The 16,761-nt window shown below is 66.9% G+C and carries 20 protein-coding genes; 9 read left to right on the forward strand and 11 right to left on the reverse strand.

The window, feature by feature from the left end:
• Positions 1–10 precede the first annotated feature (10 nt).
• Genes VF643_RS06635 through pyrE form a run of 4 tightly spaced genes read right to left on the reverse strand, consistent with a single transcriptional unit; the run spans position 11 to position 2,386 of the window.
• Positions 11–739 carry a pyridoxine 5'-phosphate synthase gene (locus VF643_RS06635; protein ID WP_331042586.1) on the reverse strand — a complete coding sequence of 243 codons (729 nt, stop codon included), beginning with the start codon at positions 737–739 and terminating at the stop codon, positions 11–13.
• Entirely contained in the window at positions 736–1,659 is a 924-nt protein-coding gene (locus VF643_RS06640; RefSeq protein WP_331042587.1) for a serine hydrolase domain-containing protein, read from the reverse strand. The genes VF643_RS06635 and VF643_RS06640 overlap by 4 nt, the downstream gene beginning before the upstream one ends.
• Positions 1,557–1,808, reverse strand: coding sequence for a hypothetical protein (locus tag VF643_RS06645; RefSeq protein ID WP_331042611.1), 252 nt, complete (start codon positions 1,806–1,808; stop codon positions 1,557–1,559). The genes VF643_RS06640 and VF643_RS06645 overlap by 103 nt, the downstream gene beginning before the upstream one ends.
• A complete protein-coding gene (gene pyrE / locus VF643_RS06650) occupies positions 1,805–2,386 on the reverse strand; it encodes an orotate phosphoribosyltransferase (RefSeq protein WP_331042608.1) in 582 nt (193 codons plus the stop codon). Before pyrE ends, VF643_RS06645 begins: the two co-directional genes overlap by 4 nt.
• Positions 2,387–2,612: 226 nt before the next feature.
• Here pyrE and coxB point away from each other — a divergent pair, with 226 nt between their 5' ends.
• On the forward strand, positions 2,613–3,785 hold the full coding sequence (coxB, locus tag VF643_RS06655) for a cytochrome c oxidase subunit II (protein WP_331042609.1): 1,173 nt from the start codon (positions 2,613–2,615) through the stop codon (positions 3,783–3,785).
• Position 3,786: 1 nt separating this feature from the next.
• Positions 3,787–5,472 (forward strand): cytochrome c oxidase subunit I, encoded by a 1,686-nt coding sequence (gene ctaD, locus VF643_RS06660; protein ID WP_331042588.1) that lies wholly within the window; start codon positions 3,787–3,789, stop codon positions 5,470–5,472.
• Positions 5,473–5,546: 74 nt separating this feature from the next.
• Here ctaD and VF643_RS06665 read toward each other — a convergent pair whose 3' ends face one another.
• Positions 5,547–6,197, reverse strand: a complete 651-nt coding sequence (locus VF643_RS06665; RefSeq protein ID WP_331042589.1) for a DUF2490 domain-containing protein — start codon at positions 6,195–6,197, stop codon at positions 5,547–5,549.
• A 182-nt stretch (positions 6,198–6,379) separates the two neighbouring features.
• On the opposite strand from VF643_RS06665, the gene VF643_RS06670 reads away from it, so the two are divergent.
• From VF643_RS06670 to thrC, 7 genes are read left to right on the forward strand one after another with little or no spacing between them, the layout of a single operon-like run.
• Complete coding sequence (locus VF643_RS06670; protein WP_331042590.1) at positions 6,380–7,291, forward strand: heme o synthase; 912 nt, start codon at positions 6,380–6,382, stop codon at positions 7,289–7,291.
• Positions 7,288–7,449, forward strand: coding sequence for a hypothetical protein (locus VF643_RS06675; protein ID WP_331042591.1), 162 nt, complete (start codon positions 7,288–7,290; stop codon positions 7,447–7,449). Before VF643_RS06670 ends, VF643_RS06675 begins: the two co-directional genes overlap by 4 nt.
• Positions 7,446–7,994, forward strand: coding sequence for a cytochrome c oxidase assembly protein (locus tag VF643_RS06680; protein ID WP_331042592.1), 549 nt, complete (start codon positions 7,446–7,448; stop codon positions 7,992–7,994). The genes VF643_RS06675 and VF643_RS06680 overlap by 4 nt, the downstream gene beginning before the upstream one ends.
• A gap of 45 nt (positions 7,995–8,039) precedes the next feature.
• The gene (locus VF643_RS06685; protein ID WP_331042593.1) at positions 8,040–8,972 is read left to right on the forward strand and encodes a cytochrome c oxidase subunit 3; all 933 of its coding nucleotides are present in this window, start codon (positions 8,040–8,042) and stop codon (positions 8,970–8,972) included.
• Positions 8,969–9,337, forward strand: coding sequence for a DUF983 domain-containing protein (locus VF643_RS06690; protein ID WP_331042594.1), 369 nt, complete (start codon positions 8,969–8,971; stop codon positions 9,335–9,337). The genes VF643_RS06685 and VF643_RS06690 overlap by 4 nt, the downstream gene beginning before the upstream one ends.
• Positions 9,338–9,342: 5 nt before the next feature.
• Positions 9,343–9,918, forward strand: a complete 576-nt coding sequence (locus tag VF643_RS06695) for an SURF1 family cytochrome oxidase biogenesis protein (RefSeq protein WP_331042610.1) — start codon at positions 9,343–9,345, stop codon at positions 9,916–9,918.
• Positions 9,919–9,928: 10 nt separating this feature from the next.
• Positions 9,929–11,329: a threonine synthase gene (gene thrC / locus VF643_RS06700; RefSeq protein ID WP_331042595.1), complete on the forward strand. Its 1,401-nt coding sequence runs from the start codon at positions 9,929–9,931 to the stop codon at positions 11,327–11,329.
• Between the two features lie 187 nt (positions 11,330–11,516).
• On the opposite strand, the gene VF643_RS06705 is transcribed toward thrC, so the two are convergent.
• The 6 genes from VF643_RS06705 to VF643_RS06730 all read right to left on the reverse strand — a co-directional run.
• Positions 11,517–12,554, reverse strand: coding sequence for a right-handed parallel beta-helix repeat-containing protein (locus VF643_RS06705; RefSeq protein ID WP_331042596.1), 1,038 nt, complete (start codon positions 12,552–12,554; stop codon positions 11,517–11,519).
• An 11-nt stretch (positions 12,555–12,565) separates the two neighbouring features.
• On the reverse strand, positions 12,566–14,446 hold the full coding sequence (locus VF643_RS06710) for a Calx-beta domain-containing protein (protein ID WP_331042597.1): 1,881 nt from the start codon (positions 14,444–14,446) through the stop codon (positions 12,566–12,568).
• A 22-nt stretch (positions 14,447–14,468) separates the two neighbouring features.
• A complete protein-coding gene (locus tag VF643_RS06715) occupies positions 14,469–15,239 on the reverse strand; it encodes a hypothetical protein (protein WP_331042598.1) in 771 nt (256 codons plus the stop codon).
• Positions 15,236–15,616, reverse strand: coding sequence for a hypothetical protein (locus tag VF643_RS06720; protein ID WP_331042599.1), 381 nt, complete (start codon positions 15,614–15,616; stop codon positions 15,236–15,238). The genes VF643_RS06715 and VF643_RS06720 overlap by 4 nt, the downstream gene beginning before the upstream one ends.
• Positions 15,613–16,125, reverse strand: coding sequence for a hypothetical protein (locus VF643_RS06725; protein ID WP_331042600.1), 513 nt, complete (start codon positions 16,123–16,125; stop codon positions 15,613–15,615). The genes VF643_RS06720 and VF643_RS06725 overlap by 4 nt, the downstream gene beginning before the upstream one ends.
• An 11-nt stretch (positions 16,126–16,136) precedes the next feature.
• Positions 16,137–16,761: hypothetical protein (locus tag VF643_RS06730; RefSeq protein WP_331042601.1), on the reverse strand; the 625-nt coding region annotated here is incomplete at its 5' end.

A 16,761-nucleotide genomic window follows, 5' to 3' on the forward strand; every position in this document is an offset into this window, starting at 1 on the left:
TTTGCACAGATCACCGCGCCGCATCCATCGCATCGCGCATCCGCCGCACCGCCGCGCCCAGCCCGGTGAACAACGCCTCGCCGATCAGGAAATGGCCGATGTTCAACTCGCGCACCTGCGGGATCGCCGCTATGGCCGCGACATTGTCGAAGGTCAGCCCATGCCCGGCATGAACCTCTATGCCGTTCTTCGCCGCCAGCGCCGCCGCATCCGCCAGCCGCCGCAGTTCGTCGGCCTGCGCGTCCCCCGACAGTTCGGCATAGCGGCCCGTGTGCAGTTCGACCACCGGCGCCCCGAGCCGGATCGCGGCATCGATCTGCGCCGCATCAGGCTCGATGAACAGGCTCACGCGGATGTTCGCGCCCTTCAGTTCGCGGACCATCGGCGCGAGGTGGTTGTTCCCCCCGGCCGCGTCCAGCCCGCCCTCGGTCGTGCGTTCCTCGCGCTTCTCCGGCACGATGCACGCAGCATGCGGACGGTGGCGCAGCGCGATGGCGAGCATTTCCTCGGTCGCCGCCATCTCCAGATTAAGCGGGATCGTCAGTTCGGCCGACAGCCGCGCGATATCCTCGTCGGTGATATGCCGCCGATCCTCGCGCAGATGCGCCGTGATCCCGTCCGCCCCCGCCTCGGCCGCCAGCAAGGCCGCGCGCACCGGATCGGGATAGCCAACCCCGCGCGCATTGCGCACAGTGGCGACGTGATCGATGTTGACGCCCAGGCGCAGGTTCCGGCTCATGCGCAGGCCGCAGCAGAGAGCAGGTCATGGGCAAGTCCCTTGCCCTGCCATACCTCGCCAAACTCCTGCTTCTCTCGGGCAGTAAACAGGATGATGATGCGATCGCGGTCGGGCAGGATGATATTGCGCACCTGATACCGGCCGATCGCGCCACGCCGCTCGACGATCCGCACCGGCTTGGGACATCCCTTGATCGGCGCATCGAATACCCATTGCGCCAGCGCCATGTAGCCGAGCTTGGCGTCTCCCGCCCACATCGCATCCCGCGCGCCGGGCGATAGCAGCCGTCCCGCGAGCAACGCCCGGTCGATCGCAAGCAGGTCCGCCCCCGTGCCGATCAGCCCACCCGCTGCGCCATAACGTTCGAGCGATGTCTCATAGCCCGGCGGCAGCGGCCCGGCCAGCGCGGGCAGCGCCGTGGCGGGCTGACCGGCATAGGCGGTGCCGTCGAGTGCCAAGGGAGCCGCAATCCTAGCGGCGAACAACGCCGGCAGCGGCGTGCCGCTCACCCGCTGGAGCATCGCGCCCAACACGATGGAATCGCAGTTGTTGTATCGCCAGTCGCCACCCGGCGCGCTCCGCCCGGCCACGCACCACTCGAGACCGGTAGCTCCATCCGAATAGAACGATGGGTTGCCGTTCTTATCGACGGGTGAATCATTCGGGTTGCGCAGGCCGGCGCGGTGCTGGAGCAGTTGACGGATCGTCGGTGCGGGCGCCCCCTTCAAAGCGGGCAGATACCGATCGGCGGGGGTGTCCAATGCGATTTCCCCCGCATCGACCTGCTGCATGATGAGAATCGCCAGCACCTGCTTGCTCACCGAGGCCCACGGCCAGCGCAGTTGATCGGTGGCGCGCGGGTGACAAAGGACAACGTCGCCGGTTTGGACCGCCGGCAGGCGCTGCGCGGGGTCTGCCACAGCACGGCGTCGGCACTCGCCACCATAGCGAAGCCTTCGAAGCCGTTGGCAGCAAGAACGTCGGCCACCTGTCCGCCGCCCGGCGGAACCGGCGCGTTCGCGGGCGCGAGCAGCAGCGCGGCTGCCATCAGCATCAACTTGCCGATCACGCCGCCCGGCTCCCCGGCTTCACCGCAGGCACCGCCGCCAGTTCGGGCGGCAGCCCGTCGGCGGCATAGGTCGGCACGTCCAGCCGGATCAGCGGGAAGAATTGCACCCCCAGCTCGGCCATGCCGTTCGACCGATCGACCAGCGCCGCCGCGGCCACCGTCTCGCCGCCGGCCCGCGCGATCGCAGCGATCGCCTCGCGGCTCGACAGGCCCGTCGTTACCACGTCCTCCATCATCAGCACGCGGCAGCCCGGTGCCAGCCGGAACCCGCGGCGCAGTTCGAACGTGCCTTCGGGCCGCTCCAGGAACATCGCCTGGACACCCAGCGCGCGCGCCATCTCATGCCCCGCGATCACCCCCCCCATCGCCGGCGAGACCACCGCCTGGATGCGCGCCCGGATGTCGCCGGGCAGCATCGCCACCAGCGCCTGCGCCAGCCGGCTCCCCCGCGCCGGGTCCATCAGCACCCGAGCGCATTGCAGATAGCGCGATGATCGCAGCCCCGACGACAGGATGAAATGGCCCTCCAGCAGCGCATCGGCGGCACGGAATTCGGCCAGCACATCGGCTTCGGTCATCGCGGCTTGGGTCATCGCCTTCCTCTACGGATCGCACCGCCGGTGCGCAACGTGTCGGAACTTCCCCAAAAATGTTGGATCGTGCCATTGAGACGGGGGGCAGCGGCGCGTATAGGCCCCGTAAAGCCCGTAAAGGCAGTGCCGACCAAGGGGCCTTGCAACCCCGTTCATCCACGCCCGACACGCCGGGCGAAGCCCACGCGACAGGAACACGAAGGTGACACGCATGCGCAATCTGGGGTTGAGAATCGCGGTCGCCGCGGGCCTGGCGCTCGCCAGCGTCGCGGGCGCGCAGGCCGCTGCGCCGGTTCCCCCGGCGGCGGTCGTTCCCGCTCCCCAGGCGGCGGCGGCTCCGGCGGGCGTGTCGAATATCGCGCCCACCACGTCCGCCGCGACGCCGCCTGCCGATGCCGCCTCGCCCACGCTCGCGATGGACGGCGCACCGGCGATGGTGCCGCAGGCGGGGATCGGCCAGCCGGTCGACGGCCGCTACGGCATTCAGCCGCAGGTGACGAGGAACGGCGTGTTCGCGCATTGGATGCACGATGCCATTCTGGTACCGGTCATCACCGCGATCAGCCTGTTCGTGCTTGCCCTGCTGTTCTGGGTGGTGTTCCGCTATCGCCGCGCCGCCAATCCGATCCCGTCGAAGACCTCGCACAACACGCTGATCGAGGTGCTCTGGACGCTGCTCCCGGTCGTGATCCTCGTCCTCATCGCGGTGCCGTCGATCGGGCTGCTGCAAGCGCAGTTCAAGCCCGCACCCTCGGGCGCCGTGACGCTCAAGGCCATCGGCAACCAATGGTATTGGACGTATCAATACCCCGATCACGGCGGGTTCGAGGTCACCGCGAACATGCTCAAGGAGCGCGGGGAGGTTCAGGCAGGCACCCGCTTCCGCACCGACGCGGACGGCCCGCCGCTGCTCGCCGCCGACAATCGCATCGTCCTGCCGGTCGGCGTTCCGATCCGCCTGATCGCCACCGCCAACGACGTCATCCACAGCTGGGGCGTGCCCGCCTTCTGGATGAAGCTGGATGCGATTCCGGGACGCCTGAACGAGACGAGCTTCACGATCGACAAGCCCGGCCTGTATTTCGGCCAATGTTCGGAACTGTGCGGCGCGCGTCACGCCTACATGCCGATCGCGGTCGAGGCCGTGCCCCCGGCGCAGTTCGCGGCCTGGGTGCGCGCGAAGGGCGGCACGATGCCGACGCCGGGCCAGGCTTCCGACAAGGTGATCCCGCAGCCGGGCGCCGCCGGTTCGGCCGCCAAGCTGGACGAAGCCGCCACCACCAACACCATGACCGGGCCGACCGAGAACGCGACGACGATCGCGCCCGCCACAACCCAGGGTGCCTCCGGCAACGGCGGCGGCACCGGCAACGCTGGACAGTGATATGACCGACACCGCACTCCACCCGTCCACCCTGGGCTTCGTCGCGCACGATGCGCACGACCATGCGCATGACGCGGATCACAAACCGGGCTTCTTCGCCCGCTGGTTCATGTCGACGAACCACAAGGACATCGGCACGCTGTACCTGATCTTCGCGATCGTCGCGGGGGTCATCGGCGGTGCGATATCCGGGCTGATGCGCGCCGAACTGGCGCATCCGGGCATCCAGTATCTTCAGGGCTGGGCCGGGATGATGCAGGGCGGCGCGGCCAGCCTCGACGAATCGCTCCATCTGTGGAACGTGCTCATCACCGCGCACGGCCTCATCATGGTGTTCTTCATGGTGATGCCCGCGATGATCGGCGGCTTCGGCAACTGGTTCGTACCGATCATGATCGGCGCGCCGGACATGGCGTTCCCGCGGATGAACAACGTCAGCTTCTGGCTGCTCATCCCCGCCTTCACCCTGCTGCTCGCCTCACCGTTCTTCGGCGGCGCCGGCACCGGCTGGACGATCTATGCCCCGCTCTCGACCTATGGCGAACCTTCGCCCTCGGTCGACATGGCGATCCTGTCGCTCCATCTCGCGGGCGCCTCGTCGATCCTGGGCGCGATCAACTTCATCACCACCATCTTCAACATGCGCGCGCCGGGGATGACCCTGCACAAGATGCCGCTGTTCGTGTGGTCGGTGCTGGTCACCGCCTTCCTGCTGCTGCTCGCGCTGCCGGTGCTGGCGGCGGCAATCACGATGTTGCTGACCGATCGTAATTTCGGCACGACCTTCTTCGATCCGGCCGGTGGCGGCGATCCGGTGCTGTTCCAGCATCTGTTCTGGTTCTTCGGCCATCCCGAAGTGTACATCATGATCCTGCCGGGTTTCGGCATCGTCAGCCAGATCATCTCCACCTTCAGCCGCAAGCCCGTGTTCGGCTATCTCGGCATGGCCTATGCGATGGTCGCGATCGGCGTCGTCGGCTTCGTGGTGTGGGCGCACCACATGTTCACCACCGGCCTCAGCGTAAATACCAAGATGTATTTCACCGCCGCAACGATGGTGATCGCGGTGCCGACCGGCATCAAGATCTTCTCCTGGATCGCAACGATGTGGGGCGGCTCACTCAGCTTCAAGACGCCGATGGTCTGGGCGATCGGCTTCATCTTCATGTTCACCGTCGGTGGCGTCACCGGCGTCGTGCTCGCCAATGGCGGCATCGACGATTACATGCATGACACCTATTACGTGGTGGCGCATTTCCACTATGTTCTCAGCCTGGGCGCCGTTTTCTCGCTCTTTGCCGGCTTCTATTACTGGTTCCCCAAGATGTCCGGGAAGATGTACAATGAAATGCTCGGCCACGTGCACTTCTGGGTCTTCTTCGCCGGCGTGAACCTGCTGTTCTTCCCGATGCACTTCCTCGGGCTTCAGGGCATGCCGCGCCGTATCCCGGATTACACGCCGCAATTCGAACATTGGAACACGATCGCGACCGTCGGCTATATGGTCATGGGCGTCAGCATGGTGGTGTTCTTCATCAATCTCATCTGGTCGCTGGCGGCCGGCAAGCCCGCAGGCGACAGCCCGTGGGGCGAAGGCGCGACGACGCTGGAATGGACCCTGTCCTCGCCCCCGCCGTATCACCAGTTCGAGACGCTGCCTGTGATCGAGGATGACCGCCACCATTGAGCCGGTCAGGCTCGTCGTGAAAAAGTCCCGGCAGCGACGCCGGGGCTTTTTTTGATTCGGCAGCGTAGTTTGCGTCAGCGCCGGATGAAGATGTTCAGCGCGGCGATGTGGTTCACCCGTGTCCGCGCCCCGGGTTGGTTCACCACCTGGTTCATATAGCCCGCCTCGACGGTAGATCTGCCTCCCACCGGTATCTCCACCCCGGCAAAGCTGCGCACCTGGTCGAACCCCGAGCGCACACCCCAATCCGTGTCGTTGAGCGCCGCGAACCCTTCCACGGAACCGATCAGCGCCACGCCGCCCGGCCGTGCCACGGCCATTTCCCCCCGGATCATCTGGCGCAGCCGCAGACCCATCTGGTCACCGTCGGAGCGCCATCGCTGCTCAAACCGCGAGCGCGCCTGGACCTCGAACCGCGCGCCGATGGGGCGCGTCCACAGCAATTGCTGGAAACTACGCTCCTCGTTGCGGTCGCGGCCACCTTCGATCGGTAGGATGACATGGACATAGCCCTGATGAACGGTCACGCGCTTGGAGAGCTTCCAGCCGATCGCCGGGCGCAGGAGCAGCGCCTCCAGCCGCGACGCTTCGCTGCCGAATCGAGGCTGCGCCTCCAGGAAATAGACGACCTTGTCGGAGATCGAACCAAACAGCGTGGCATTCACCCAGACCTGGTGATCCTCGCTGGTCTGCGCAGTGACAGGCGCCGCGACGCTGGCTGTCACCACGGCCAGTCCGACGGCTATGGCGCGCCTGCTGATGCGGCGGCGTGACGAGCGGTCGGATGAAGGGGGACGAGTCATGCCTGACCCAATAGCCGCAAAAACCTTTCAGGGTAGTAGACGCGCCCACCACGCGAAGCATCGCTTCCCACGGCACCCCCATGCGAGTAAGCCGCGTGCGACCGATGACTCCTGCCACCCCCCTCCTCCCACCCGCCGAATGGCGCGACTTCCTGGCACTTACCAAGCCGCGGGTGATGACACTCGTCGTCTTCACCGGACTGTGCGGAATGCTCGCGGCCCCCGCCGTCGACAGGCACATCATCAATCCGGTGCTCGGCTTCACCGCGATCCTGTGCATCGCGCTCGGTGCGGGCGCGGCGGGGGCGCTCAACCAATGGTATGAGGCCGATATCGACGCGGCGATGCGGCGCACCCGCGGCCGGCCGCTGCCCGACGGGCGGATGGAGCGTCAGTCGGCGCTGCACTTCGGCGTCGGCTTGAGCGTGTTCTCGGTGATCCTGATGGGTCTCGCGATCAATCTGACCGCGGCGGCGATCCTGCTCGTCTCGATCCTTTTCTACGTCCTCGTCTATACCGTGTGGCTGAAGCGCCGGACGCCGCAGAACATCGTGATCGGCGGCGCGGCGGGGGCGTTCCCGCCGCTGATCGGCTGGGCGGCGGCGACGGGCGACGTCGCGCCGCTGCCGCTGCTGCTGTTCGCGCTCATCTTCCTCTGGACGCCGCCGCATTTTTGGGCGCTCGCGCTCTTCGTCGAGACCGATTACGCCAATGCCGGCGTGCCGATGCTCCCCGTCGTCGCGGGTGAACGCGTCACCCGCACGCAGATCGGCCTGTACACCGTTCCGATGGCGATCTGCGCGGTCGCCCCCTGGCCGCTGGGGCTTGCCGGCCCCATCTATGGCTGGGTGGCGGTGGCGACGACCGCGGTTTTCGCCGCGTTGGCACTGGTCGTCGCGACCCGCACCACCTCGGCCAGCGATGCGATGATCCCGGAGAAGCGCTTGTTCAGATATTCCATCCTCTATCTTTTCGTCGTCTTTGGCGCGCTCGTCGCCGACCGGTGGGTCGCATGACGCCCCCCCAGGATGACGCTCCTTTGTCCAGCCAGGACGAAATCCGCCGCCGTCAACAGGCGCGCGCCACTGTCATGGCGATCATCATGGGCGCGTTGGTGATCCTGATCTTCGCCATCTCGATCGTGAAGATCCGCGCCGGGATGCCGCACCCGTGACCCAGTCCCTCGCCACCCGGCAGGTCCGCACCGCGTTGCTGGCGGTGGTCTTCATCTGCTTCATGACCGGCCTGGCCTGGGCCAGCGTACCGCTCTACCGCATGTTCTGCCAGGTGACCGGCCTCAACGGCACCACCCAGCGCGGTGAGCGTGCGCCGGGCGCAGTCAACGCGCAGGTCCGCGTCGATTTCGACGCCAACGTCAGCGCCAGGCTGCCATGGGTCTTCAAGCCCGAAAATTCGCACGAAGTCGTCGACGTCGGCGCGCGCGACATGGTGTTCTTCACCGCGACCAACCGCTCGACCCGGCCGGTCACGGGCACCGCGACGTTCAACGTCACCCCGGCACAGGCGGGCAAATATTTTACCAAGATCGAATGCTTCTGCTTCACCCAGCAGACGCTGCAACCCGGTGAGACGCAGCGGATGCCGGTGATCTTCTTCGTGGACCCGAAGATGCTCGCCGACACCGACGCCAAGGACATCGAGACGATCACGCTCAGCTACACGTTTTACCCGGTGGATTCCGGCAAGGCGGCAAGCTAGAGCAGGGCGAAGACCGTAAAAGACCGACGTACAAGGGAAGCGACGATGGCCGGCGCCAAGAACCACGATTATCATATCCTGCCCCCCAGCATCTGGCCGCTGTTCGGATCGCTGTCGTCGCTGGTGATGGCGGCGGGCGGCATCATGTGGATGCACGGCGCGCACAAGGCGGCCGAGAACGCCAACGGCGGCGGCTGGATATTCTTCGCCGGTCTCGCGGGCGTGCTGTTCACGATGTACTCCTGGTGGGCCGATGTCGTGCGCGAGGCGCATCACGGGGACCATACGCCCGTCGTCCAGCTGCATTTCCGCTACGGCATGATCCTCTTCATCGCTTCGGAGGTGATGTTCTTCGTCGGCTGGTTTTGGGCTTTCTTCGATTTTTCGCTCTTCCCCACCGCGATGACCTTCGTCGATGGTCAGGTGGAACGCGCCGCCGAAGGGGCCGCGGCGGTCGCGGCCAGCTGGCCGCCCAAGGGGATCGAGGTCATCAACGCCTTCGAACTCCCGCTGCTCAACACCCTGATCCTGCTCACCAGCGGCACCACCGTCACCTGGGCGCACCACGCGCTGATCCACGGTCAGCGCGGCGGCGAGAAGACCGGGCTGTGGGGCATGGTCGGCGTGGGCAACCGCGACGGCGTGCTCAAGGGGCTGTGGCTGACGGTGCTGCTCGGCGTGCTGTTCAGCGCGATCCAGGCGTTCGAATACGCCCACGCGCCGTTCCCGTTCAAGGGCATCAACTACGGCGCGGCGTTCTTCATGGCGACCGGCTTCCACGGTTTCCACGTCCTGATCGGCACGATCTTCCTGATCGTCTGCCTGATCCGCGCCTATAGGGGCGACTTCACGCCCCGCCAGCATTTCGGGTTCGAAGCCGCCGCCTGGTATTGGCACTTCGTCGACGTGGTGTGGTTGTTCCTCTTCGTCACCGTCTATGTCTGGGGCGGCTGGGGCGCACCGGTCGAGGGCGGGTGAGCACATCCTTCACGGCCCCGCGTCCTGTCGACGCGGCGCTGAAAGGACTGTGCCCCAGGTGCGGAGCGCCCACCCTGTTCGCCGGCACCGCGCGCTTCGCCGATAACTGCCCGCGCTGCGGACTGGACTTCTCCAGCTTCAACGTCGGCGACGGCCCCGCCGCATTCCTCACCCTGATCCTTGGCGCGATCGTCGTCGCGCTCGCGATCACGCTCGAACTGACACTCCACCCGCCGCTGTGGCTCCACATGCTGATCTGGATTCCCTTCACCGCCGCCGGCGTGATCGGGTCACTGCGGCTGGCGAAGGGCGCGCTGATGGCGGTTGAATATCGCAACGCCGTGGCCGAGGGGCGCATCCTTTGAAGCGCGTGCCGGTGGTGGCGACGATCGTGGTCGTCCTCGCGGTCTGCGCGATGATCGGGCTGGGCTGCTGGCAATTATTCGACCGGTTGCCGCGCAAGGAAGCCTTTCTCGCCCAGCTCGCCGCCAATCCGACCAAGCCCGCCATCCCCTTTCCCGCGGTGGCCGACGAGCGGCTGCTCTTCCGCCGCGCCACCGCCACATGCCCGCCCCCCGCCGCCATCCGCCGCGCCGGCGCCGGTGCATCCGGATTCCGCCTGATCGCGACCTGCGCTAGCGGACTGCAGGTCCAGCTCGGCACCACCCGCGATCCCGCCAAGGACGCCGCCTGGGGTGGTGACGCGGTTACCGGCTACATCGCCCACGCCCCCGATGCCCGCCCGCTGATCGCCGGGCTGTTCGACTTGGCGCCCACCCCCCTCATGCTGGTCGCCGACACCCCGCCGCCGGGGCTGACCGCCAATGCCCGCCCGGATCTGTCCGCCATCCCCAACAGCCACCTGGCTTACGGCATCCAGTGGTTCTTCTTCGCCGGTGTCGCAGGCGTGATCTACGTGCTGGCGCTCAGGCGGCGGCACGGCTAACGGCGGCGCCATGCGCTACGTCAGCACCCGCGGCAACGCCCCCATCCTCGACTTCCGCGACGCCACGCTGACCGGCCTCGCCGCCGACGGCGGGCTGTACGTCCCCGAACATTGGCCGATGCTGTCGCCCGAGACGATCGCAGGGCTGGCGGGCCTCTCCTACGTCGATACCGCGGTCACCGTGATGGCGCCCTTTGTCGAGGGCGTGCTGACCCCGGCCGAACTGCGCGGCCTGTGCGATACCGCCTACGCCCGCTTCGCGCATGTCGCGGTCACCCCGCTGGTCCAGCTCGATTCGGACCAATGGCTGCTCGAACTTTTCCATGGCCCCACCCTTGCCTTCAAGGACGTGGCACTCCAGCTGCTCGGCCAGTTCTTCGAACGCTTCCTGACCGGCACGACCAAGCGCCTGACCATCGTCGGCGCGACCAGCGGTGACACCGGCTCGGCGGCGATTGACGCGGTTGCGGGGCGCAGCGGCATCGACATCTTCATGCTCCACCCGGCAGGCCGCGTCTCCGACGTCCAGCGCCGCCAGATGACGACGGTGCTCAGCCCCAACGTCCACAATATCGCGATCGACGGCGACTTCGACACCGCCCAGGCGCTGGTGAAGGCGATGTTCAACGATCGCGTCTTTGCGGATCGCTTCGCGCTGTCGGCGGTCAATTCGATCAACTGGGCGCGGCTGATGGCGCAGGTGGTCTATTATTTCTACGCCGCCGTCCGCTTGGGCGCCCCCGGTCGCCCGGTCGCCTTCTCGGTCCCCACCGGCAATTTCGGCGACGTTTTCGCGGGCTATGTCGCGGCAAAGATGGGCCTGCCGATCGCCCGGCTGATCGTCGCCACCAACGTCAACGACATCCTCCACCGCGCGCTGTCGTCGGGCGATTATTCCAAAGGCACGGTGCAGCAGACCCCGACCCCGTCGATGGACATCCAGGTCAGCAGCAATTTCGAACGCCTGCTCCACGATCTCGGCGGGCGGGATGGCGCCGCGCTCGGCCGCCAGATGGCGGGGTTCGAGGCGTCGGGCGCGATGCGGCTGACCAATGCACAGGGACAGGGCTGCGCACCCCTGCTGGTCAGCGACAGCGTCAGCGTGGACGACATGGCGCTGGCCATGCGCTGGGCGAGCGAATCGACCGGCGAGATCCTCGATCCCCACACCGCAATCGCGCTCGCCGCCGCCCGCCGCGCCACGGTCGACCGCGGAACGCCGATCGTGACCCTCGCCACCGCGCACCCGGCCAAGTTCCGCGACGCGGTGGAGCGCGCCACCGGCTTCCGCCCCGCGCTACCCGCGCGCCTCGGCGACCTGTTCGACCGCGAGGAACGCTACGCCACGCTGCCCGCCACCTACGAAGCGGTCACCGCCTACATCGCCGAGCGCGCCAGCCCGTCGGCATGAACCGCCGTTTGCCGCCCTCGCCCTTCCGCGGCTACGCCGCTCCCTCCCTCTCCCATCGGGAGAGGGAGAGACGCGCAGCGTCGAAGGGTGAGTGTAGCGTGACAAGAGTTTCTGGAGTCTTTGACAACAGAGTCTGGAGCACTTCGCTTCTTCGCAAGCTGCCGCTCAGAGGTCAATGAGAAGCCCCTTAGCGGCGGACCTCGCACCCGACACCCCAAGTCACCTTCGCCTTCCTGCCACCCCAGAGCATCGGCGTGCCCGCCGGGACGGCCAGCTCGCATTGCTTGATGATGATGGTGACGGGGAAGCTGTTCTCGATGCGCAGTATCGGGGCCGTCGTCGTCGAACGGGCGACCAGCTTGGCGATCGTCCAGGTCTGAGCCGACTTGGCATTGATCCAGACGTGCGCCGATCGCGGCTCCTCGCTCGTGAGCGTTCCGGCGTCGCCGCTGCCCCAAAACCGAAAGTTGCGGCCATTGCGCCGCGCGACGAGGGCATCGAGCCGGGTGCCGGTGCTCTTGAGGTCGAACCCAGCATCGGCATTGTCTTCGGCGGTCACGTTCGTGATCAACACGCCGGTGTAGCGCTCGATCGCCATGCCATCACCATTGAGGTAAACGCCCGCCTGCTTGCCCATGCGGAAGCCGGACACACGCCCGTTGCGGATCGTGATGTTGCCCCCGGAGACGCCGCAGCCTGATCGCCCGAACCCGATCCCGGTCGGCAGGTCCGCGCCGACATTGAATGCATCGCCGTGGCTGATGTCGAAGTCCTCGACCGTTACCTCACGCGCCGCGCAGAAGCTGATCCCGTCGCGCGCGGCGTTGGTGATCTTTACGCCCCGCACCGTCACACCAACGCTGGGCGCGGTGTTGCTGCCCTCAATGGCCCGATACCAGCCGTCGTACCAGACAGGTCCGATCGCCTTGCCGCTCGCTGCCTTGACCGCATAGCTGCCGCGCTTGGCCGTGCCGCGCTTCGCCGCCAATCCGGCGAACGGGTCCGCCTGGGGACACGCCGCGCTGCCATAGACGTAAACCAGCGTCTCGCCGCAGCGGGTGAGGACCGTACCTTTCGGCACGCCCAGCCGAGCCGCCATCGCGACGACCTTGATACGTCCGTCGCGTTTGACGTCGGGCAGCGGCGCTTCGGCGGTCACGGTTTGAGCAAAGGCGGGAGCGACCAGCCAGAGGATGATCGCGACACTTCCGAGGCGATAAATCATGCCGCAATGTCCTATGAGTTGGGAAGGTTGGTGAGGGAGTTCGTCAGCACGGTCCCGACGCCGCCGACGCGCGCCTCGCCGAACGCGCTGAGATGCGCCCCGTCGATCGTCGTCTTCTTGTTCGTGCCGTCGCTGAAGTAGACCGCCGGGTTGGCCGCATCGTGGTAATAGTCGGCTTTCAGGTCGATCACCTCGACGATGCCGCGTGTGCCGACGAGCGCCGCGAGGCTGTCGTTGTAGACCGATCGCCTGGTGCCAGCCCCGTCGGCGTATTCGACGTTGGGCGTTTGGTCGGGCGGGGCGAGCCAGTTGTTGGTGGCTGACGAGGTGCGCAGGCCGATCGCGACGATATGAATGCGCGCGGTCGGGTTCGCGGCCCTGATCATGTCGCAGAGTGCGGTCAGGCTCGAAAACGCCGTTGCAGCAGCCACGCTGTTGATGTCGTTGTAGCCGAGGTCGATGTAGAAGTCGGTGTAGCTGGCAGCCTGCGCCAGGCGCCAGGTCGAGCCTGCGACCCAGTAGCTGAGCCGGTCCCCGTCGATCGCATACTTCGTAAGCGGCCGCTGAGCATTCTTTGCGGACTGGAAGGCGTAGCCGCCGCGAACAAGCCCGCGACCGGATGGCTCGTTGCCTTTGCCGTTCGCCCGGCTGTCGGCGATGTACATGACGGCCGGTGCGGTATGCTGGAACTCGATCTTGAGCGGCCGGCACAGCGCGTTTGTCGAGGAGCCGCCGTTGGCGGACAGCGATCCGATCTGACCGAACGACGTGGTGCCTCCAGAGAAGCTCGACTCGCCGCTGTCACCCACGCTGCCAGCGATGTACGAAACGGGGATCAGCGTGCCGATCGCGCCGTCGATCTCGGTCATGAGCGCGAACGAGCCGCCCATCGGCCACGTCGTCTGGCCGAAGTCGGCTGGCAGAAAGGGATCGAGGACGACGTCACCGGGTGCCGGGACCACCGACTCCTGTCCGCCGACCTTTGCGCGGAAGACGCCGAGCGAAGTCCCGGTCGAACTCAGGAGCTGGACCTGGACGCCGTAGGCGGTGACGCCCGCCCAGCTGACCTCGACCTCTTGCCAGCTACTGTTGATGTAGTGGCCGTTCATCGTAATCCTGCACGGGCCGGTGTTGCCCGCGACGAAAATCGGACTGATCGTGCGGGTGCGCCGCTTGGTCGCCGCCATCGCGCTGACCCCGTCCGGCGTCGATCCGGCGTTCGCGGCCTGACGGTAGGTTGCGGGGGCACCCGCAATGTCGTCGTTGAGGATCGTGCCGGTCGCACTCGTCGTCGCGTCTGCCGCGTACCCCGCGGGCGTCGAGATCATCACCGTGAAGGTCTCGTTCCCCTCCACCACCGCGTCCCCGTTCACGCTGACCTGGAACGTACCGCTTGCCGCACCGTCCGCGAGGTTGACCGCGCCACCCGTAGGATAGACACCGCCGGTGAAGTCGTCGGCGCTGGTGGTCCCGGCGGTGAAGGACCAAGGCACCGCAACCGCACCTGCGATCGTTGAGCGCGTGACGGTGTAGGTGTAGACGGTCGCGCCGCTTGCGCCCTCAGCCGCCGATTGCGCGGCCGAAAGGGTGACGGTCGGCGTCGTGGCCGGCGGCGTGGGCGTGGCGGCCGCGCTGCGGCCGGTGATCAGCACGGCGTATCGCTGCGCCTGGTCGCCCAGCTCCTCGAAGACCACTGCCTTCTGGGTCACGCCAGCGGCGATCGCCGCGGCTGCATTGATCGTGGTCCCGACAAGCGAGAGGTTGCCGTTCGTCCCTACGCCCAGCGAGAGGGTGGACGCGGCCCCCAGCGCCCTGGAGATCGTGTAGACGCCGCCGAAAGAGCCAGGTGTAACGCTTTCGGCGCGTGCAAATAGAAGGCTGGCGATGGTCATGGTTGCTCCTGATGTTCGGGCGTCACACCCATTGTTCGATCCCGATTTCCCAGCGCGTCTGGCGATGGTTGCGCCGTTCGAAGGCGCGCCAGCGCTTGAACAGGCCGTAGTGGATGCGGCTGCGCAGACCCGCGGTCGCGCTCGCGTCCTCGATGACGAGGCCGGGGAGCGTCTCTCCCAGCCCCAGCCCGATCAGCTCCAGCCGGTCGGCCTCGTCGCGCGTGAGATCGCCGAACGTCCAGCTGAAGAGCACCTTGCGCACACCCTCGACGGTCGAGAATCCGCCGGACGGCAGCGCGGTGGCGGTGCCGGTGTCGATCGGCTGGCGTCCCGCGCCCCATTCCTGACCCAGCTCGGCCACGAAGGACTTGCCCACGACCAGCACACCGGCGGTCAGCGACGGCGCGGCGCCAGGCTGGTTCACCGAGACCGCCAGGTAACGGACCGCGAGCGGCGCGCCGTGCCACAAAGCATGGGTCAGCGCCGGTGCGTGCCCCGCCACGTCGGGGACGCGCAGCGTCGAGGCAGCCAGGATCTGTGTCTCAGCGGCGTCGGCAACCCCGCCGGTGATCGACCAGATCGCGTCTGCGGCGGGCGGACGGACGTAGCCGAGGAAGATCGTGTCGATGGTACGCACCGCACCCAGGTCGATCGTGAGCGTGGCGGCGCTTCCGACCACGGTGTCGGCCCACACTTCCTTGGGATCGCGCGTCGCCAGGTTCGCCGCGCCGCTGCCGCGCGAGGCGACGATGGCCGCGATCGGCAACGGCTGGACGATCAATAAGAGGCTCATGAGAGGCTTCTTAGCGGGCGCAAAACGGTGACATTACTGGTGCCGCTCGCCCGGTCGATCTCCGCCTCCAGCACGAAGACGTCGATGCCCGCGTCATAGCCGAGCTGGTCGATCGCGATGGTGACGACGCTGCCAAGCGCGCCGATCCAGTCGGTTCCCACGAACTGGTGGACGTCGATCGCGAAAGGTCCGCGACCGAAGAACGTCAGTTGCCGGTTCGCCTCGGCCTCAGCCGCAGCCTTGGTGGCGATGCCCGTCAGCCGCTCGGTCGTGAGCGCGGTCGCTCCCCAGCGCGCGACCGCAGCGGCATCCGCGCGAACCGCATAGTCCGCCGGCGCCTGGAGCCACTGCGCAAAGAGAGGATCGACCGCGCTCATGCCCCCAGGGCCGACCAGTCGATGGTGCTCGCCGCAATGATAGCGCCCAGCGAAGCGTTCTGCTCGATCGCATCCTTGGCGCCCAGGCGTAGCGCCTCGATCGTCGAACCGGTCACCGTCCACGCATCCGCGCGCGCTACAACTTCGGCCGCAAGGGCGGCGACGGTCATGCCGCGCGCCGGTGCCTCGGCAGAGAGGAACGGCGTGACGACGCTGTTGTCCTCGATCCACGCGCGAGCCTCGGCTTCCTTGCGCTGATAGGTCTTCGCCTGACCGGCGCCGGCGGTCAGGAAGCGCATGCGGACACTCTCTGCTTCGACATCTACCTTGGCCGAGAGCGCGACGCGCAGCGCGGCGAGGTCTAGCACCGGCCTGGCAACTACGGCCAGCGGCACGACAACCAAAGCTGCGCTTTCTGGCAGTTGCTGGAACGCCGACGTACCCACGCTACCGCTGCCGCGATAGAGTTCGGCGCCGCTTTCAATGTCGTACACGATCCAATATTCCACAGTCTTCCTCCTCAGACGGCGACCCAAGTCACGCGCAGGTAAATGTCGGTCAGGGTGTAGGTCGCGCTGACGTCGCGATAGTAATAGTCGCCGTCGTCGATGATGCCGCTGTCAGCGCTGCCGCGGACGACCGAAGCGGTGAAGACCGCGTTGAAGTCCGTCGTGGCCAGGACCGGGTCCGAACTGTTGGCACGCGGCGCATAGCCGTTGCCTTGCGCATCGCTGGCGCCCAGCACCAAGCCGCCATCGGCTACGAAGTTGGTGTAGAGCGGCTCGCCGTTGTAGGTGGTGACGTTCTGCTGTCCCGCATTGGTGGTCAGCGCGACGGCCATCTCATAGATAAACCGACCTACGGGCGGCAGGACGCCGAGAGCGAGGCTCCACGGGACTGAGACTGTCTGCCCGAGCGCGGGTGTGATGCTCCCGCTGAAAGACGAAGTTGCGACGCGCGACATCGAGGCGCGGTCGAACTTGCGCGCGACGATCGTGCCGTTAACGGTAAGATTGCCGTCGATCTCGCCGTCGCCGCCCAGCGCCCATTTTGCGCCGATCGCGGAGCTCGAAAACAGCGAGAAGTATGCGCGGCCGCCCGGCGACACCGCTTCGAGCGTGAGCCGCGCCGCCGCCGTCTGCGCG

Source organism: Sphingomonas sp. (assembly GCF_036387595.1).
Classification (GTDB): Bacteria; Pseudomonadota; Alphaproteobacteria; order Sphingomonadales; family Sphingomonadaceae; genus Sphingomonas.

What these genes read in the sequence shown, in the direction of transcription:
- ctaD (WP_331042588.1), top strand. Translation starts at nt 3,787, where the DNA reads ATGACCGACACCGCACTCCACCCGTCCACCCTGGGCTTCGTCGCGCAC.
- thrC (WP_331042595.1), top strand. Translation starts at nt 9,929, where the DNA reads ATGCGCTACGTCAGCACCCGCGGCAACGCCCCCATCCTCGACTTCCGC.
- VF643_RS06715 (WP_331042598.1), bottom strand. Translation starts at nt 15,239, where the DNA reads ATGAGCCTCTTATTGATCGTCCAGCCGTTGCCGATCGCGGCCATCGTC.
- VF643_RS06720 (WP_331042599.1), bottom strand. Translation starts at nt 15,616, where the DNA reads ATGAGCGCGGTCGATCCTCTCTTTGCGCAGTGGCTCCAGGCGCCGGCG.
- VF643_RS06705 (WP_331042596.1), bottom strand. Translation starts at nt 12,554, where the DNA reads ATGATTTATCGCCTCGGAAGTGTCGCGATCATCCTCTGGCTGGTCGCT.
- coxB (WP_331042609.1), top strand. Translation starts at nt 2,613, where the DNA reads ATGCGCAATCTGGGGTTGAGAATCGCGGTCGCCGCGGGCCTGGCGCTC.
- VF643_RS06710 (WP_331042597.1), bottom strand. Translation starts at nt 14,446, where the DNA reads ATGACCATCGCCAGCCTTCTATTTGCACGCGCCGAAAGCGTTACACCT.
- VF643_RS06675 (WP_331042591.1), top strand. Translation starts at nt 7,288, where the DNA reads ATGACGCCCCCCCAGGATGACGCTCCTTTGTCCAGCCAGGACGAAATC.
- VF643_RS06670 (WP_331042590.1), top strand. Translation starts at nt 6,380, where the DNA reads ATGACTCCTGCCACCCCCCTCCTCCCACCCGCCGAATGGCGCGACTTC.
- pyrE (WP_331042608.1), bottom strand. Translation starts at nt 2,386, where the DNA reads ATGACCGAAGCCGATGTGCTGGCCGAATTCCGTGCCGCCGATGCGCTG.
- VF643_RS06685 (WP_331042593.1), top strand. Translation starts at nt 8,040, where the DNA reads ATGGCCGGCGCCAAGAACCACGATTATCATATCCTGCCCCCCAGCATC.
- VF643_RS06635 (WP_331042586.1), bottom strand. Translation starts at nt 739, where the DNA reads ATGAGCCGGAACCTGCGCCTGGGCGTCAACATCGATCACGTCGCCACT.